Here is a 16,243-nt window from a genome sequence, read left to right on the forward strand (position 1 = left end):
TTAACGGCCTCGCGTTGCGATTCTGTAGTGTCGATCTCGACTGTTTGATGAAAATTAACGACTGATAGAACGTAAAATGGGGCCTTTCGGCCCCGTTTGTGATGCAGTCTGAATCGTTACCGAGCAAAAGCTTAGCCCAGGAGAGACAGAACGGACTGCGGCGTCTGGTTGGCCTGCGCCAGCATGGAGGTACCGGCCTGCTGCAGGATGTTGGCGCGGGTCATATTCGACACCTCCTTGGCGTAGTCCGCGTCTTCGATCCGCGAGCGGGCCTCGGAGAGGTTGGTAGTCGTCGTCCCCAAATTATCGATGACCGAGTCAAAACGGTTGAGCGTGGCACCCAGTGTTGCACGTTCGGTATCCAGCGTTTCGAGGGCGGTATCGACGTTATCGATCAGCGTCTGGAAGTTCGTGTGGGTCGCACCTGCGCCGGACAGAGCTGCTGCAGAACCGCTGACACCGAGGTTGCTGCTCGTGGCATCGACAGTGGTGACCGTGATGGTGTCGTTGTCGGTAGTGCCGGCGCCGATCTGAATGTTCAGGTTGGTGCCGCCGCCACTGGCTAGCAGGTTGGTACCGTTGAAGTTGTTGCTGCCGGCGACGCGGTCGATCTCGGCAATACGCTCATTGATCTCGGTGGTGATGGCCGCACGGTCTTCTGCGGTATTGGTGTCGTTGGCGCCCTGGACCGCCAGCTCGCGGATACGCTGGAGGTTATCGTTGACCTGGTCCAGACCACCTTCCATGGTCTGCACGAGAGAGATGCCGTCACTGGCGTTACGGCTGGCCTGGTCCATGCCCTTGATCTGGGCCGTCATTTTGTTGGCAATCGCCTGACCAGCCGCGTCGTCCTTGGCACTGTTGATACGCAGGCCGGAAGAGAGACGTTCCTGAGCCTGAGCCAGCATGCTCTGCGACTTGTTCAGGTTGTTCTGGCCAATCATGGAGGTGATGTTGGTATTGATCACGGACATGGAGCTATTCCTCAGTAAGGATCTGGCCTAGATGGCCGACTAGGCGGCGCTTTCATCGCCGGTATTATTATTAACGGCCTGGCGTTGCGATTCTGTAGTGTCGATCTCGACTGTTTGATGAAAATTAGCGACTGTTAGAACGCAAAACGGGGCCTTTCGGCCCCGTTCGTAACGCAGTCTGAATTGTTGCCGCGCAGAAAATTAGCCCAGCAGAGACAGGACGGACTGCGGCGTCTGGTTGGCCTGCGCCAGCATGGAGGTGCCGGCCTGCTGAAGGATGTTGGCACGGGTCATGTTGGAGACTTCCTCTGCGTAGTCGGCGTCTTCGATGCGCGAACGTGCTTCGGAAAGGTTGGTCGAGGTGGTCGACAGGTTATCGATGACCGAGTCGAAACGGTTGAGTGTCGCACCCAGGGTCGCACGGTTGGTATCGAGCGTCTTCGTCGCCTCATCAACGCCATCGATCAGGTGCTGGAAGCTATCGTGTGCTTCCGAACCACTCCCTGTGCCCACAGTGAAAGTAGTACCAGAGATTTCGCTACCGCTTGTGCTTTCTAAGCCAAGCCCCGATACCGTTGCATCGATGGTTTTGACGCTGATGACGTCTTCGTCTGCAGTGTTGGATCCGATCTGAATGCTCAAGCTACCACTGTTGTCGTTGAGTAGCTCCGTACCGTTGAAGTTGTTGCTCTCTGCAACGCGATCAATCTCTGCCAGCCGTTCGTTGATCTCGGTAGTGATGGCCTCACGGTCTTCCGCGGTATTGGTGTCGTTGGCGCCCTGAACTGCCAGCTCGCGGATACGCTGCAGGTTATCGTTCACCTGATCGAGACCACCTTCCATGGTCTGTACCAGCGAGATACCGTCGCTGGCATTACGACTGGCCTGGTTCATGCCAGTGATCTGAGCGGACATTTTGTTGGCAATGGCTTGACCGGCGGCGTCATCCTTGGCGCTGTTGATACGCAGACCGGAGGAGAGGCGCTCCTGGGCCTGGGCCAGCGAATCCTGAGACTTGTTCAGGTTGTTCTGGCCGATCATGGAGGTGATGTTGGTATTGATCACTGACATTGTCGCTTTCCTTTTACTTCAAGAGGGCTATCTGGGCGTAACGCAGCGAGAGTGACGATGAGCTCATTGCGCATTACTGAAACGACACGGTTGCCGTTAGCCCCTGTATCGGCGATCCCCTCGATCGCTTTAACCGAAAACGAAAAATTACCGTGATTTTTTCTAGGGTTATGAGGTGTTTAGACAAGCAAAACCCGCAGCGTGCTGCGGGTTTTGAGGGGGAGGGCACTGTTCTTGCCGTATGACGCGTGACGGCTCGTTGATTGCGACACAGTGTTTGATGGTATCGCTCCGCTATCAAGCTTGGTCAAGCGCTGGAGCTGATGCCGCCAAACCCTTTATGCAGAGACTTACCCTTGGGCCCGTAGGTGCTGCCGCCAACCGCACGCTGTAGAAAATCGATCGCCTGCTGATTCTGCTCGAGACGTTGAGAGATGATATGTCCGTTGAGGAGATTGGCCCGGCGGATACTTTCGGCCAGCTCTCGAATGCGCTGCCATTGGTCGACGGCATCAGCGGCGATGGCGAGCTCTTCGGCTCCCCGGCTATCTGTCCCCAGGCCCGCCTCGGCCTGGTGCGTCCGTCGCGATGCCTCGATAGCGTCCAGCGTGTTCAGCGCCATTTGCTTCTCTGAGGCTATCTGGCCCAGCCGCTCGCCATCGATCTCTCCCGCATTCAGATGTTCACGCTCATCTTCCAGAAGCTCATTCAGGGCCTCGAGATGGCGTTGCTGTTCAGCGAGAAGGGAGGTAAGCGACATGGGGTGTTCCTCGTTACGTGATAGACGTGCCCGGTTTTCGACTTACTCTTGGCCGAGCTGGGCCTTGACGTCCGCGATGAGACCGTCTGCGATCTTGCTCGTATCGAGTTCGAACTGACCGTCGGCAATCGCTTGACGAATTTCATTGACGCGGGCGGTATCGATGTCGCCCTTGTCGTTCAGTCGGTCGATCTGGCTCAGCGTCGTCGTTGAGCTGGGCTGTGGCTGAGAGCCAGCCGCCGTCGCCGGGCTTTTCTTGGCCTCGACGTTGTCCTGCTGTGTCGGGCGGGTAAGCGACTGCGTGTGATCGATTTTCATCTCGTTGGCCTCTGGGCTATCCGCGGCGTTTTAATGACTCTTGCTCGTGTCGCGGCGGTGTATCCGGGAAGCGCGGGGTGGGTGTGACAGCATCAACTCCCACTCCAGCGCTCCCATCGGGTGCTGTTGATCTGTACACCCTATCGGCATGGCCTACGAAAACTGAAAGCTCGCGGCAAAATCTTTTGTTAAGAAAGGTTTCCTCCGCTCACCTTCCTCATGAGTCTCTTCGACCCATTCTGACATCAAAATTCCACGGCCAATCTATCGGGACCGATGACCCGTCCCTGAAGGATCTGGTTGTTCTGCGTCTTCAGGCGGACGGAGCTACCCAGCCCACCATTGTCCAGTGCCTCGACACTTCGGCTAATGCTGAAGCCGTCACCGCGGGCAACGAGGACGACGCTGCTTCCCCGCTCGACCAACCATGGCGCGCGAACCATCGCGTCGGTAAGTGTCGCGCCGGAAGGGATGCGTCGCGTCGCGACCTTCCCGGTGACCCGCTCCATGGAATCCAGGTAACCCCGCTGCAGCCGAGTGATGTCGGTCGTCGCCCAGGTGAGCGCGGCGGCATCGACCGGGTCACCGGGATCAAGGGTCCGCGCGGCGACGAGATGTCGGATCGTCGCCGACACAGTGGCTTGTACGTAGCGAGTTCTCGCACTCTCGCCGGCGCAGTGCAGCCCGACCGTCACTCGCCCTTTGGGTATGCCGGGGCGAGGAAGGAAGGGGTCCGGTGCGACGCACTCTCCGAGAGCGGAATCGCCGTCTCGAACGGTGATTTCGACGCTGTCCCCGAGCGATGCCGTCTCAGCCATCAGAAACTCTCGCACGGTCTGCTCAATAGTCGTCTCGGGCGCCTTTGTCGGCTCAAGTTCCTTGGCCATGGCGGTGAGCGTGAAAAGCGCGAGTACCGACCCGATGACGGCACTTGCCGCATATCTCAGGGTGAGCAGAGCGAAGCGTACAGCCGGCATGGCCAGAATCAGAGGCCGTCGAGCACTCTGAGGTAACGGCTGGTGATCTCGTGGCATGGGCGGGCGTCTCGTGGCGCGTAGCGATGACTTTGTGGCGGTGAGGCCGCCAGTCCCTGTGATGGAAGACGATTGTAGGCAGAGGGGCTGACCGTCATCGACGAAAATGACACGCAATCGAACGTCTATTTACGCGATTGGGCGTTGACGCTCACCGTTATTCTCCTCCCTGTCCAAAAACCTCCCGCCTCGAGACGCTTTCCGAGGCAGTCGCAGGGTGGCTCAACATGTTCGATAAGTTGGAAAACGCGATTCGGTTTCAGCAGGAGGCGATCAATCTCCGAGCCGAACGACAGAAAGTGCTGGCGAACAACATCGCCAATGCCGACACCCCGAACTTCAAGGCGCGGGATTTTGATTTCGGTGCGGAGCTCGGGCGCGTGATGAATGAAGGTCGCGGGGATGGCGGTGGCATGTCCCTGGCACGAACGTCATCTCGACATCTCGCTGGGCAAGCGAGTGATTCGCTGGGGATTCGCGATTTGCGCTACCGCGTGCCGGAGCAGGCGAGCCTGGACGGCAACACCGTTGATATGGATCAGGAACGATCGGCCTTCGCCGACAACTCGCTGCGCTATCAGGCGGATACCACCTTTGTCAGTCGCCGTATTCAGGGGCTGAAGAAAGCGATGCAACCGGAGTAATCCCATGTCGATGTTCAGTGTTTTCGATATTTCCGGGTCGGCGATGACCGCCAACTCTCAGCGCATGAACGTGACGGCAAGCAACTTGGCCAACGCCGACAGCGTTGCCGGTCCGAATGGCGAGGCCTATCGCGCCAAGCACGTGATGTTTCAGGCGCTGAGCCAGAACGGTGCGGGGCCGGGCGGTGTGAGAGTGGATAGTGTGGTCGAAGACAACGAGACACCCATGCGCTCCGAGTACCGTCCCGGGCATCCGCTTGCAGACGATGAGGGTTATGTCCAGATGCCCAATGTCGACCCGGTCAACGAGATGGTCGACATGATCGCAGCGTCTCGCTCTTATCAAGCCAATGTCGAGGTAATGAATACCGCCAAGTCATTGATGATCAAGACGCTGACGATTGGTGAGGGCTAAGGTCCAGGCCATCAGGGCGGCTGCCCTGGAGAGATGCCGATTCGCGGAGAGTCGGTTGAGTGGTCCGGTTGAGAGGCCGGCGAAATCGACGAGTTCGACGCGAGTCGACAGAGGAGAGTAACGATGGCGAGTCCGGTGATAGGCAGCAGTACGCTTGCCAACATCAATGGATCGACGAAGGCGAGTGGTGCGTCCAACGCAACCGGGGCCGATACCGGTGCAGAGCTCAACGACCGCTTCATGACCCTGCTGGTCACTCAGTTGAAGAATCAGGATCCGACCAGTCCGATGGAAAACTCGGACATGACCGCGCAGCTGGCGCAGATCAACACGGTCAGCGGTATCGAGAAGCTCAACGACAGCCTTACCGCGATCACCGATCAGATCGACGCGGGACAGACACTGCAGGCCAGCGCGCTGATCGGTCAGGGCGTCATGGTCCCCGGTAACCAGATTCTCGTCGGCAAAACCGATGACGTGACCGGTAAGGTCGCGACCACGCCGATCGGCGTCGATCTCGACGAGAGTGTCCAGAACATGGAGATCGCGATCAAAGGGGCCAACGGTGAAGTCGTCAGTACCTTTGAGACCGGCCCGCTGGGACCGGGCGTTCACAGCTTCACCTGGGACGGGAAAGTCGCCGACGGCAGCTACGCCTCCCAGGACACGACTTACAGCGCCTCCATGACGGCGATCAGCGGTGACGAAAGGATACCCAAGGGTTCCCTGAACTACGCGCTGGTCAACGGCGTGATCGCGCAGGCGGAAGGTCCGCTACTCGACCTGGGATACGCACAGGATCCCGTTTCGCTTGAGGCAGTGCGGCAAATTCTCTGAATGAAGTCTCAATACCGGCAAACGAGCACTTTGCGCTCGAGTCATCAAAATCCTAGGGGGTAGTCATGGGCTTTTCACAAGCACTCAGTGGTGTCAACGCAGCAGCGCAGCAGCTGGACGTCATTGGCAACAACATTTCGAACTCGCAGACGAAAGGCTTCAAGAGCGGTTCGGTCCAGTTCTCCGACGTCTTCGCGAACAGCGCCGTTGGCCTGGGTACGCGCGTCAATGGCGTGCTTCAGGACTTCACCACCGGTAGCCTCGAGTCGACGGGGCGGAATCTGGATATCGCCATCAGCGGCGAAGGCTTCCTGCGCTTCAGCCAGGAAGGGGAAGTGGGTTACTCCCGCAACGGCCAGCTGACGATGACGTCGGATGGTTTCCTGGAAAATGCCCAGGGCGCCCGTCTGATGGGCTACGGCCTGGCTGACGCGACCGATGTCACCTCTGGCGTCGTGGTGGGCGGTCAGCCGCGCGTTCTGAACGTGCCGGCAGCCGATATGCCTGCGAGCGCGACCGGTGCCAGCGGCGTCGGCGTCAGCATGCAGCTGAACCTCAATGCGTCGGAAACCGTCGGGGAGACGACGAACGCCGTTCTGTACAACAACCTTGATGCCAAGCTTGCTGAAGACACCACGCAGCAGACGAGTGTTGCGTACAACTACTCCACCAGCTTCTCCGTCTACGACTCACAAGGTGGGCAACACAATGCCACTTTGTATTTCGAGAAAGTCGGCAGTAACGACTGGAGTGCGCGTACGGCACTGGATGGTGTATTGACCAATCAAGAACTCGACGTGACCTTTGATACCAACGGCAAGTTGGCCACGGTGGATGGTGAAGACGTCACCGCTAACCCGCCGACTTGGCCGACCCTGAGCTTTGGCGCTGATCAGCTCGGCGACGAAGTCAATCCGGTGAATGCCCAGTTCAGTCTGGCGGGCAGCACCCAGTTCGCCAACGATTCGACCGTGAAAAGTCTGGCGCAGGATGGCTATGCCTCGGGCGCACTGATCGGCATCAGCTTTGCTGACGATGGCTCGGTTGTCGGCAGCTACGCCAATGAGAAGACTGTGAACCTGGGCCAGGTGGCACTCGCGACATTCCGCAACCCTGAGGGGCTGTCGCCGTCGGGTGGCAACCTGTTCTCCGCCACGGCGACCTCCGGAAACGAGTTGCTGGGCACGGCGGGCACTGGTGTGCTGGGCGGCATCGAAGCCGAGACACTGGAGGCGTCGAACGTCGACCTGACGACAGAGCTGGTCAACCTGATCATTGCCCAGCGTAACTATCAGGCGAACACGAACTCCATCCGGACCCAGTCCGAGGTGATGGATCAGGTCGCGCAGCTGCGCTGATAGGGCAGGGTGCCGGTCGCGATGACCGGCACCGGTCTCGTCCTCTAGGGAGTAACCATGGATCGCATCTTCTATACCGCGGGTGGTGGCGCCAGCCAGACCCTGTCGCAGCAGGCGGTAGTCAACAACAACCTCGCGAATGTCTCCACGCCGGGTTTTCGCGGGGAACTCATGGCTGTCCGTGCCGTGCCCGTCGAGGGTGACGCACGCCTTGCGACGCGCACCTCGTCGATGATGACGACACCGGGGGCTGACTTTACCCCGGGGGATATCAGCACCACGGGTCGCACTCTTGATGTGGCGATGCAGGGTGATGCCTGGCTTGCAGTGCAGGCGCCTGAAGGTGGTGAAGGCTACACCCGCCGCGGGGACCTCAAGGTTGACGCGACAGGGCTTCTGACGTCACTGGGCAATCCCGTGCTGGGCGATAATGGTCAGGCCATCGTCATTCCGCCGGGTGGAGAAGTGAGCGTCGCCGGCGATGGGTCGATCAGTGTCATCGAGCCCGGCCAGAATCCTGATGCGATTGCGCCGCTGGCGCGACTCAAGCTGGTTTCGCCGGGTAATGAGAATCTGGTGCGAGGTGAGGACGGCCTGTTTCGTCTGACGCCGCCGGACGGTGAGGATTTCGCAGCGCCGGTGCCAGCAGACGATACCCTGCGTCTCGTCTCTGGTGCGCTTGAGGGCAGCAATGTCACTCCCACCGACGCGATGATCTCGATGATCGACGCCTCGAGGCGCTACGACATGAACATGAAGGTGATCGAAAGCGCTAACGAGAATGCGCAGCGCGCCAACAGCCTGCTGTCGATCAACGGTTAACGGGCCAATGCGGCCAATGAGGGTTTCATCATGATCAAATCACTCTGGACAGCCAAGACCGGCCTGGAGTCGCAGCAAACCAAGCTGGATGTGATCTCCAACAACCTGGCCAACGTCTCGACCAATGGCTTCAAGCGCTCGCGGGCGGTGTTCGAAGATCTGCTTTACCAGAACGTGCGCCAGCCGGGCGCGCAGTCGTCCGTTGTCAATACGTTGCCCTCCGGCATGCAGGTCGGTACCGGTGTGCGGCCAGTAGCCACCGAGCGCCTGCACACTCAGGGTGGGCTGCAGAACACCGAAAACTCGCGAGATCTGGCGATCAACGGCAAAGGCTTCTTTGCGGTGCAGATGCCGGATGGCACCAGCGCCTTCACGCGTGACGGTAGCTTTCAGGTCAACGAGAACGGTCAGATGGTGACCGCCAACGGCTATCCCGTTGACCCGCCGATCGTGATCCCGCAGAACGCGCTATCGATCAGTATTGGTCAGGACGGCACCGTTTCCGTGACGCAGCCGGGCACCACGCAGAGCAATGTGGTGGGGCAGATGATGGTGTCGACCTTCATCAATCCGACCGGGCTGCAGAGTATCGGCCAGAACCTCTATCTGGAAACTGACGCTTCCGGCCCGCGCGCGGATCTTAACCCGGGCCTGGACGGTGCCGGCTCGCTTTATCAGGGCTATGTCGAGACCTCCAATGTCAACGTGGTCGAGGAAATGGTCAGCATGATCGAGACTCAGCGGGCCTACGAGATCAACAGCAAGGCTGTCGAGAGCTCCGACGAAATGCTCGCGCGCATCTCTCAGCTCTAATCCCGACGCATTGGCTCAAACTCCAATGCCGACCGAAACTGCCAGGGAAACCGCGATGCCGTCCGTTTGCCATACCGCTCTTGCCCCCCGCACTCGTCTGCGTCACGGCTTCTCGAGAAGCCCGCTGCTGCTGGCGCTGGCAGCGTTACTGGTCCTCGGGGGGTGCGCACAGATTCCCAGGCACTCGGTGGTCGAGAACTCGGACCCGGTGTCCGTGCCTTCGACGCCGCCGATCCAGGCCAACGGTTCGATCTACCAGGCGCGGTTTGGTTACCAGCCGCTGTTCGAGGATCGACGTCCGCGCCAGATTGGCGACATCCTCACCATCGTGCTCGACGAGCAGGTCAGCGCCAGCAAGAGCTCGGCCGCCAATGCCTCGCGTAACGGGTCCGTTGGCCTCACGCTTAACCAGATTCCGGACGTGCTCGATTTTCTCGAGGATTACAACGCCGACGTCGAAGGTGAGAACATTTTCAGCGGCTCCGGCGGAGCCAATGCCAACAATACGTTCACCGGGACCATCACCGTCTCGGTCTTCGATCTGCAGGCCAATGGCAATTTGAAAGTGCGCGGCGAAAAGCAGATCGCCATTAATCAGGGAACCGAGTACATCCGCTTTTCCGGTGTGGTCAACCCAAGGGCGATTACCGGTAACAACACCGTGCAGTCGTCACAGGTGGCTGATGCCCGCATCGAATACATCGGTGATGGCTACATCAACGAAGCGCAGACGATGGGCTGGCTGCAGCGCTTTTTCCTCAACGTTTCGCCTTTCTGATGCCTATGACTTCCTTACATCAATTGCTCGCTGTCCGCTTCGCGCATGCATCTCGACTCGCACAGGCTCTGGCACTGCTACTGGCGCTTGCCATGAGCGCTGGCGCCCAGGCTCAGCGAATTCAGGATCTCGCCGAGTTCTCCGGCGTTCGTGACAACCCGCTGGTGGGTTACGGTCTCGTTGTCGGGCTCGATGGCACAGGCGATCAGACGACTCAAGCGCCGTTTACCGGGCAGAGCATCATCAACTTGCTCTCGCAGCTTGGCGTGACGATACCGCCCGGCACCAACATGCAGCTGCGTAACGTGGCGGCGGTCATGGTCACGGCGCAACTGCCCCCGTTCTCTCGGCAGGGTCAGGAGCTCGACGTCACCGTCTCGTCGGTGGGTAACGCCGATAGCCTGAGAGGCGGTACGTTGTTGATGTCGCCGCTCAAGGGCGCGGACGGGCGCGTGTACGCGCTGGCACAAGGTAATGTCTACGTCGGCGGGGTGGGTGCATCCGCGGCGGGAAGTAGCGTCGCGATCAATCATCAAGCGGCAGGGCGAATTCCGAATGGCGGTATCGTCGAGCAGGAGGTGCCCATGAAGCTGGGCGACGTCGATGGATCTCTCGACCTGTTCCTCAAGCGTTCCGATTTCGAGAATGCTCGCCGCGTCGTGACCGCGATCAATCAGGAGTTCGGTGCCCCGGTCGCCGCCGCCCTGGACGGCCGCACTGTGAGACTCCAGATGCCGGCTGATGACAACTCTCGGGTCACCTTTCTGGCGCGGGTTCAAGGTATCGATGTCAACGCGGACCGCGGGCCCTCGAAAGTGATCATCAATTCGCGCACTGGCTCCATCGTGCTGTCGGATACCGTGACGCTGACGCGAGCGGCGGTCGCCCATGGCAACCTCTCTATCGTGATCGACTCCAACCCGCAGGTCAGCCAGCCAGGCGCATTCTCCGGTGGGGATACGGCCGTGGTGCCCGACGCCGATATCACCGTGCAGCAGGAAGGTGGTGCGTTGCAGGTTCTGCAAACCAGCGCCGATCTCATGGACGTGGTCAATGCGTTGAACGCACTCGGTGCATCGCCTCAGGACATGATGTCCATCCTGCAGGCACTCAAGTCTTCCGGCTCTCTCAACGCTGAACTGGAGATTATCTGATGGCAATCGGTGGTGGCGCTTCGTCGATGGACCTGTCGTCGCAGTTCGCGTTCGACGTCAAGGGTATTCAGAAACTGAAAGCCGGTGCTTCGCGGTCCGCTGAGGGTAGCCTCGAGGAAGCGGCGCGACAGTTCGAGGCCATCTTTCTGCAGACGATGCTCAAGAGTATGCGTGATGCCTCGCCGCAGTCCGGGCTATTGCAGAGCCAGCAGCGCGACATGATGACGTCGATGCAGGATCAGCAGTGGGCCCAGCATCTTGCCGGCAAGGGCTTCGGCCTCGCCGAGCAGCTTGTCGCCCAGCTCGAAAGGAGCGGCCTGCCTGGCACGCAGCCATTGCCCAAGGCCAGTACCGGCGGAGACGATATTGCTGATCTCATCGCCGGTATTCCCCGCGGCGAGCCGAGACTGTTGCAGGACGGACTGCGCGTGCCCGGTAACGCCGCCGGCGAGTCACTGTTGAGCCGCCTTTCCACTCAGGCTGACGCGACGGCCAAGCCAGGCGATGTCGCCGACGATGCAGAAACCGGACGTTCCTCTTTGGGTACGACGCTTGCGTCTCTTGCCGGCGACGCCGCGAAGTTTGCCGGTCGCGCCGCTCATGTTGCCGATTTTCTGACACAGTTGTCGGGCCCGGCGAAGCAGGCAGAAGCCGCTTCCGGCGTTCCTGCCGAGCTCATCCTGGCGCAGGCCGCGCTGGAGACTGGCTGGGGTCAACGCGAAATTCCGACGGCGAAGGGGGGCAACAGCCACAACCTCTTCGGCATTAAGGCCGGAAGCCACTGGGACGGACCGACGACGGCGGTCAATACGACCGAATACGTGTCGGGACGGCCGGTCAAGATGGTGGATAGCTTCCGAGTCTATGACTCCTACGCCGATGCCTTCACCGATTACGCCAAGCTTATTGGTGACAATCCGCGTTACCGAGACGTCGTCGAGGCGAAGACGCCACAGGACGCCGCCGAAGCGATCCAGCGCGCGGGTTATGCGACCGACCCACGCTACGCCGAGAAGCTCGGCCAGATCATGCGGCAATTCGGCTCGTTGGACGGCGGGGGCGAGGATCTGGTCGTGGCTCAGAACGACCGGCCGGTCGATGCCTTTGCGCCGTCGCATTCCCCAACCACCATTTTTTAGCGGCGGGACGCGCAACGGGTTGGGTCCAGCGTCAGCGCCATGCGAGATCGGATGCATGATGCCGCTACTTAACAAAACGTTTCGAAATCGGTGGCGTCAGGCGTCAAGTGCCGACAACTGTGGCCGATATAAAGAATCAACTCCGTAATCACACCGCCAGGCAGACGATGGCGACAAATGGGAACTCGGTATGAGCCTGTATTCGATCGGTCTCAGTGGTCTAAACGCTGCCCAGTCGGCGCTATCCAACACCAGCAACAACATCAGCAATGTCTATACCGAAGGCTACAACCGCCAGCTGATTCAGCTTGGGGAAAGTAGTTCCGGCGGTTCGATGGGGTCTGGAGTCAGCGTCGACGGCATCCAGCGGCAGTACAATTCCTATATCGGCACGCAGCTCAATCAGGCCAACAGTCGGCAGTCTGCACTTGAGACCTACAGTCAGCAGATCAGTCAGATAGATGACTTGCTGGCTGACAGTGACTCGGGTCTCAACACGCTGATGCAGGATTTTTTCTCGAGCGTCGAAGATCTCACCGGCTCGCCGTCGGATCCCGCTGCGCGAGAGGGGATGCTGGGCACCTCGCAAAGCATGGTGGCACAGTTCCGTGCTTACGATACCTACATCAATGACATGCGTGACGGTTTGAATGGCCAAATCGATGGCGCCGTCTCCAGTCTCAATGATCTGAGCAGTCAAATCGCCGGCCTCAACAAAGAGATCGGCTTTGCGCGAGCCAAGACCGGTGAAGAGCCGAACGCGCTGCTGGATCAGCGCGATAAACTCGTTAGCCAGCTCAACGATATCGCCGACGTGAGAGTCACCGTGCAGGACGGCTCAAATTACCAGGTGTCTCTCAGCAACGGTCTGCCCCTTGTGGCGGGTAGCAAGTCCTTTGAACTCGCCGCCAGAGAGAATAGTGCGGATCCGGCCAATTTGACGATCTCCTATCGCGATGGCAGCGGTAATCTGACCCCAATCAACGATTCGGTCATCAAAGGGGGCGAGATCGGAGGCATGCTGAGCTTCCGCAATGAGACGCTGGATCGCGTCCAGAACCAGTTGGGTCAGCTTGCCGTGTCGCTGGCCGGTAGCTTCAACGAGCAGCATGAGCAGGGCGTCGATTTAGAAGGTCGCGAGGGAGAAGCCTACTTCGAGCTGGGAAACCCGACCGTCTTCACCAATCGTCAGAATGCGGGTGACGCGTCTTTCAGCGCGCGTTTCGATGATCCCAGTGCGGTGACCGCGGACGATTATCGTCTGACGTCCCAGGGCGGCGGCAGCTTCCAGCTTGAGAACTTGACGAGTGGTGAGAGCTCCACGATCACCGCGACTGACGGCAAGTTAACGTTCGGCGGCGTCGAGCTGACGTTGAACGGCACGCCCGCACAGAATGATACCTTCCTGGTACAGCCGACCCGCAACGCGGCCAAGGGCCTCGATGTCGCGCTGACAGACACCAGCAAGATTGCGGCGGCGGGGGGTGACAACGGCGGTGTCGGTGATAACCGTAACGCCCTGGCACTTCTTGACCTGCAGAACCAGAAGCTGGTGGGCGGTAAGGCATCGTTCAGCGGGGGCTTTGCTTCGATGGTGAGTGGCGTCGGTAATCGATCGTCGATTACCGATGCCAACCTTGCGACGCAGACGGGTCTCAGTGAGCAGCTTTATACTTATCAGCAGGCTGACTCGGGGGTTAACCTCGACGAAGAGTACGCGAACCTGATGCGTTATCAGCAGTATTTTACCGCCAATGCCAAGGTGATCGAGGCAGGTACCTCCGTTTTAGACACCATTCTCGGAATACGCTCGTAAGCGCTGTTCCCGTGTTTTGTGCTTGCAGTGGCCGTTGGCCACTGTGAACCCGTTTTTAGCGGCCATCGGCCAGCCAGGAGATCACCATGCGCGTTAGCACGGTCGTGATGTTCGAGCGAAGTGTCAGCTCGATGAACCGCCAGCAGGGCGAGTTCATGAAAGTCGGTGAGCAGCTCGCCGCGGGTAAGCGGGTCATTCGCCCCTCGGACGATCCACAGGCTGCCGCCCGTGCCGTGGGCGTGTCGCAGTCGATTGCCGCCAATTCGCAGCACTCGGATAGCCGTGTGACTGCGCGCAATGCCTTGAGCCAGGAGGAGAGCGTGCTCAACAGCACGACGGATTCGCTCTCCCGCGCCAAGGAGCTTCTGGTCCAGGCAGGTAACGGCACGCTGAATGATTCGGCGCGTCAATCGCTTGCCACCGAACTTCGCGGTGTTTACGAGTCGATGATCGGTCAGGCCAACTCCGCTGATGGCGCCGGCAACTACATCTTTGGTGGCTATCAGGATGGGGCGGCACCGTTCACCCGTAACGCAACAGGCAACGTCGAATACGCGGGCGGTGACCAAAGTCGCCAGCAGAAGGTCGACTCTTCACGCCTCATGGAAGTCGGCAATACGGGGCAGGATATTTTCCAGAGGGTGGCTCCCGGCGCGGGCTACGTCGCCTCCGCAGGCACTGGCAATGCCGGCACGACAACCTTCTCCGGACCCCAGATCGCTGACACCGCCGAAGACGGTTATGGTGACGCGTTCAGCGTCCAGTTCACGGCAGGCGATCCTCGTGGTTATACCGTTACCAACGAAACCACTGGGCAAGAAGTTGACGCCGGCGATTACGAAAGCGGTCAGACGCTTGAATTCGGCGGTCTCCGGCTAACGTTGAGAGGCGAGCCCGAGCCCGGCGATCGTTTCGATATGGCCAAGGCACAAGATCGTGACCCTGATATTTTCAAGTCCTTCGAGGATATGCTCGCGGTACTGGAGAAGCCGATCGAGTCTTCACAGGACCAGGCTGCTTACTCCAACCTGCTGTCGACGACCAGTCGCGAGATGGATAACGCCCTCGACAACGTGCTCACGGTGCGGGCTTCGGTCGGCGCGCGGCTCAACGAACTCGACACGCTCGACAGCGTTGGCAGTGATCGCGCCCTCAGCTATACCCAGACCAAGAGTAACCTTGTCGATCTGGACTACAACGCGGCCATTTCGGACTACGTACTGAGCCAGGTGGGTCTGCAAGCGGCACAGAAATCGTTCTCCAACCTGCAGGGCACATCGCTGTTCGACATGATCTGACTGTGTGGGAAGACAGGATTCTGTAACGCCAGCGCCCGAGTCAGCAATGACTCGGGCGCTTCACGTTGACGCCTAGCGATAGTCAGGTTAGTCGTCGGCACGATCGACCCAGGTGCCATATCGATACAAGAGCGTTGGCGTGGAAAATCGACCGATAGGGGCAGGTTCGGTTCTATCGAGGGTAGCCTCAGGCTACGTCTGAAGAGGCTAGCCGGCCGTGCTGGCCATCTGCTCGATCAGGCCCTGCATGAAACGAAGATTCTGATCGAAGAGGTCGCCGAGAAAGCTGCCCAGGCGCGGCATCATCACGGTCATCAGGACGAGTCCGGATGTCAGCGTGATGGGAAAGCCGACCGAGAAGATCGATAGCTGAGGAGAGGCGCGGTTGAGAATGCCCAGCGACAGGTTAATCATCAGAAGGGCGGTGATGACGGGTATCGCAAACAGCAGTCCGGCACTGAAGATCGTGCCGCCCCAGCGCACGAGCGTCTCGGCAAAGCTGGCATCAATCGACACCAGCCCCACGGGCAGGGCTTGGAACGTCCAGGCGAGAATCTCGATGGAAATCAGGTGCCCATTGAGTGCCAGGAACATCAACAGGGTGATCATTTCCAGGAATCGCGACAGCACCATGGTGTTGGCGCCCGAGTCGGGCGTGTAGAAGCTCGCGAATCCTAGCCCCATCTGCATGCTGATGAATTCGCCAGCGGTCTGGATCACGGCGATCATGATGCGCAGCACCAGTCCCATCGCGATGCCAATCAGTAGCTGCTGCAGCGTCAGGGCAACACTCTCCAGCGAGAACAGCGGAATATCGGGCATCGGGGGGAGCGTCGGGGCGATCGCGATCGTCATGGCGACGCCAAAGAGCAGCTTGAACTGGCGTGGCAGACTGGACCAACCCCACAGGGGAGAAGCCATCAGAAATGCCAGAATTCTCAGTAGGGGCCACCAAAGCAGTTGAATCCAGCTCTGCCACTGAGCGCTGGTGATGTCGATCATCGCAGAAAGG

Annotated in this window: 17 protein-coding genes; 11 read left to right on the forward strand and 6 right to left on the reverse strand. The window is 59.5% G+C overall.

All coding sequences use genetic code 11. From position 1 onward, the window contains the following. Positions 1 to 131: 131 nt before the first annotated feature. From DOM41_RS12815 to flgA, 5 genes are all read right to left on the reverse strand, one after another. Complete coding sequence (locus DOM41_RS12815; protein ID WP_110687252.1) at positions 132 to 974, reverse strand: flagellin N-terminal helical domain-containing protein; 843 nt, start codon at positions 972 to 974, stop codon at positions 132 to 134. Positions 975 to 1,175: 201 nt separating this feature from the next. Next, on the reverse strand, positions 1,176 to 2,045 hold the full coding sequence (locus DOM41_RS12820; RefSeq protein WP_110687253.1) for a flagellin N-terminal helical domain-containing protein: 870 nt from the start codon (positions 2,043 to 2,045) through the stop codon (positions 1,176 to 1,178). Positions 2,046 to 2,352: 307 nt separating this feature from the next. Next, positions 2,353 to 2,805 carry a flagella synthesis protein FlgN gene (locus tag DOM41_RS12825; protein WP_110687254.1) on the reverse strand — a complete coding sequence of 151 codons (453 nt, stop codon included), beginning with the start codon at positions 2,803 to 2,805 and terminating at the stop codon, positions 2,353 to 2,355. 42 nt (positions 2,806 to 2,847) lie between these two features. Further along, complete coding sequence (gene flgM / locus DOM41_RS12830) at positions 2,848 to 3,123, reverse strand: flagellar biosynthesis anti-sigma factor FlgM (RefSeq protein ID WP_110687255.1); 276 nt, start codon at positions 3,121 to 3,123, stop codon at positions 2,848 to 2,850. A gap of 245 nt (positions 3,124 to 3,368) precedes the next feature. Next, the gene (flgA, locus tag DOM41_RS12835) at positions 3,369 to 4,100 is read right to left on the reverse strand and encodes a flagellar basal body P-ring formation chaperone FlgA (RefSeq protein WP_157956935.1); all 732 of its coding nucleotides are present in this window, start codon (positions 4,098 to 4,100) and stop codon (positions 3,369 to 3,371) included. A gap of 284 nt (positions 4,101 to 4,384) precedes the next feature. Here flgA and flgB point away from each other — a divergent pair, with 284 nt between their 5' ends. The 11 genes from flgB to flgL all read left to right on the forward strand — a co-directional run bounded on the left by flgB (position 4,385) and on the right by flgL (position 15,231). Beyond that, entirely contained in the window at positions 4,385 to 4,801 is a 417-nt protein-coding gene (flgB, locus tag DOM41_RS12840; protein WP_110687257.1) for a flagellar basal body rod protein FlgB, read from the forward strand. Positions 4,802 to 4,805: 4 nt separating this feature from the next. Then, positions 4,806 to 5,216, forward strand: a complete 411-nt coding sequence (flgC, locus tag DOM41_RS12845; protein ID WP_110687258.1) for a flagellar basal body rod protein FlgC — start codon at positions 4,806 to 4,808, stop codon at positions 5,214 to 5,216. A 123-nt stretch (positions 5,217 to 5,339) separates the two neighbouring features. Next, positions 5,340 to 6,053 (forward strand): flagellar hook assembly protein FlgD, encoded by a 714-nt coding sequence (locus DOM41_RS12850; RefSeq protein WP_110687259.1) that lies wholly within the window; start codon positions 5,340 to 5,342, stop codon positions 6,051 to 6,053. Positions 6,054 to 6,118: 65 nt separating this feature from the next. Next, a complete protein-coding gene (flgE, locus tag DOM41_RS12855; protein WP_110687260.1) occupies positions 6,119 to 7,411 on the forward strand; it encodes a flagellar hook protein FlgE in 1,293 nt (430 codons plus the stop codon). 57 nt (positions 7,412 to 7,468) lie between these two features. Continuing rightward, positions 7,469 to 8,233: a flagellar basal body rod protein FlgF gene (locus DOM41_RS12860; protein ID WP_110687261.1), complete on the forward strand. Its 765-nt coding sequence runs from the start codon at positions 7,469 to 7,471 to the stop codon at positions 8,231 to 8,233. A 30-nt stretch (positions 8,234 to 8,263) separates the two neighbouring features. After that, positions 8,264 to 9,046 carry a flagellar basal-body rod protein FlgG gene (gene flgG, locus DOM41_RS12865; protein WP_110687262.1) on the forward strand — a complete coding sequence of 261 codons (783 nt, stop codon included), beginning with the start codon at positions 8,264 to 8,266 and terminating at the stop codon, positions 9,044 to 9,046. 55 nt (positions 9,047 to 9,101) lie between these two features. Next, positions 9,102 to 9,824: a flagellar basal body L-ring protein FlgH gene (locus DOM41_RS12870; protein ID WP_110687263.1), complete on the forward strand. Its 723-nt coding sequence runs from the start codon at positions 9,102 to 9,104 to the stop codon at positions 9,822 to 9,824. A gap of 92 nt (positions 9,825 to 9,916) precedes the next feature. Next, on the forward strand, positions 9,917 to 10,978 hold the full coding sequence (locus DOM41_RS12875) for a flagellar basal body P-ring protein FlgI (RefSeq protein WP_245391838.1): 1,062 nt from the start codon (positions 9,917 to 9,919) through the stop codon (positions 10,976 to 10,978). Further along, positions 10,978 to 12,117: a flagellar assembly peptidoglycan hydrolase FlgJ gene (flgJ, locus tag DOM41_RS12880; RefSeq protein WP_110687265.1), complete on the forward strand. Its 1,140-nt coding sequence runs from the start codon at positions 10,978 to 10,980 to the stop codon at positions 12,115 to 12,117. Before DOM41_RS12875 ends, flgJ begins: the two co-directional genes overlap by 1 nt. Positions 12,118 to 12,307: 190 nt before the next feature. Then, positions 12,308 to 13,933: a flagellar hook-associated protein FlgK gene (gene flgK, locus DOM41_RS12885; RefSeq protein WP_110687266.1), complete on the forward strand. Its 1,626-nt coding sequence runs from the start codon at positions 12,308 to 12,310 to the stop codon at positions 13,931 to 13,933. Positions 13,934 to 14,019: 86 nt separating this feature from the next. Beyond that, on the forward strand, positions 14,020 to 15,231 hold the full coding sequence (gene flgL, locus DOM41_RS12890; protein WP_110687267.1) for a flagellar hook-associated protein FlgL: 1,212 nt from the start codon (positions 14,020 to 14,022) through the stop codon (positions 15,229 to 15,231). Positions 15,232 to 15,438: 207 nt separating this feature from the next. On the opposite strand, the gene fliR is transcribed toward flgL, so the two are convergent. Further along, entirely contained in the window at positions 15,439 to 16,233 is a 795-nt protein-coding gene (fliR, locus tag DOM41_RS12895) for a flagellar biosynthetic protein FliR (RefSeq protein WP_110687268.1), read from the reverse strand. Between the last annotated feature and the right edge of the window lie 10 nt (positions 16,234 to 16,243).

Source organism: Salinicola aestuarinus (assembly GCF_003206645.1).
Classification (GTDB): domain Bacteria; phylum Pseudomonadota; class Gammaproteobacteria; order Pseudomonadales; family Halomonadaceae; genus Salinicola; species Salinicola aestuarinus.

Coding starts and splice junctions, on each gene's coding strand:
- DOM41_RS12815 (WP_110687252.1), bottom strand. CDS start 974: ATGTCCGTGATCAATACCAACATCACCTCCATGATTGGCCAGAACAAC.
- DOM41_RS12820 (WP_110687253.1), bottom strand. CDS start 2,045: ATGTCAGTGATCAATACCAACATCACCTCCATGATCGGCCAGAACAAC.
- DOM41_RS12825 (WP_110687254.1), bottom strand. CDS start 2,805: ATGTCGCTTACCTCCCTTCTCGCTGAACAGCAACGCCATCTCGAGGCC.
- flgM (WP_110687255.1), bottom strand. CDS start 3,123: ATGAAAATCGATCACACGCAGTCGCTTACCCGCCCGACACAGCAGGAC.
- flgA (WP_157956935.1), bottom strand. CDS start 4,100: ATGCCGGCTGTACGCTTCGCTCTGCTCACCCTGAGATATGCGGCAAGT.
- flgB (WP_110687257.1), top strand. CDS start 4,385: ATGTTCGATAAGTTGGAAAACGCGATTCGGTTTCAGCAGGAGGCGATC.
- flgC (WP_110687258.1), top strand. CDS start 4,806: ATGTCGATGTTCAGTGTTTTCGATATTTCCGGGTCGGCGATGACCGCC.
- DOM41_RS12850 (WP_110687259.1), top strand. CDS start 5,340: ATGGCGAGTCCGGTGATAGGCAGCAGTACGCTTGCCAACATCAATGGA.
- flgE (WP_110687260.1), top strand. CDS start 6,119: ATGGGCTTTTCACAAGCACTCAGTGGTGTCAACGCAGCAGCGCAGCAG.
- DOM41_RS12860 (WP_110687261.1), top strand. CDS start 7,469: ATGGATCGCATCTTCTATACCGCGGGTGGTGGCGCCAGCCAGACCCTG.
- flgG (WP_110687262.1), top strand. CDS start 8,264: ATGATCAAATCACTCTGGACAGCCAAGACCGGCCTGGAGTCGCAGCAA.
- DOM41_RS12870 (WP_110687263.1), top strand. CDS start 9,102: ATGCCGTCCGTTTGCCATACCGCTCTTGCCCCCCGCACTCGTCTGCGT.
- DOM41_RS12875 (WP_245391838.1), top strand. CDS start 9,917: ATGAGCGCTGGCGCCCAGGCTCAGCGAATTCAGGATCTCGCCGAGTTC.
- flgJ (WP_110687265.1), top strand. CDS start 10,978: ATGGCAATCGGTGGTGGCGCTTCGTCGATGGACCTGTCGTCGCAGTTC.
- flgK (WP_110687266.1), top strand. CDS start 12,308: ATGAGCCTGTATTCGATCGGTCTCAGTGGTCTAAACGCTGCCCAGTCG.
- flgL (WP_110687267.1), top strand. CDS start 14,020: ATGCGCGTTAGCACGGTCGTGATGTTCGAGCGAAGTGTCAGCTCGATG.
- fliR (WP_110687268.1), bottom strand. CDS start 16,233: ATGATCGACATCACCAGCGCTCAGTGGCAGAGCTGGATTCAACTGCTT.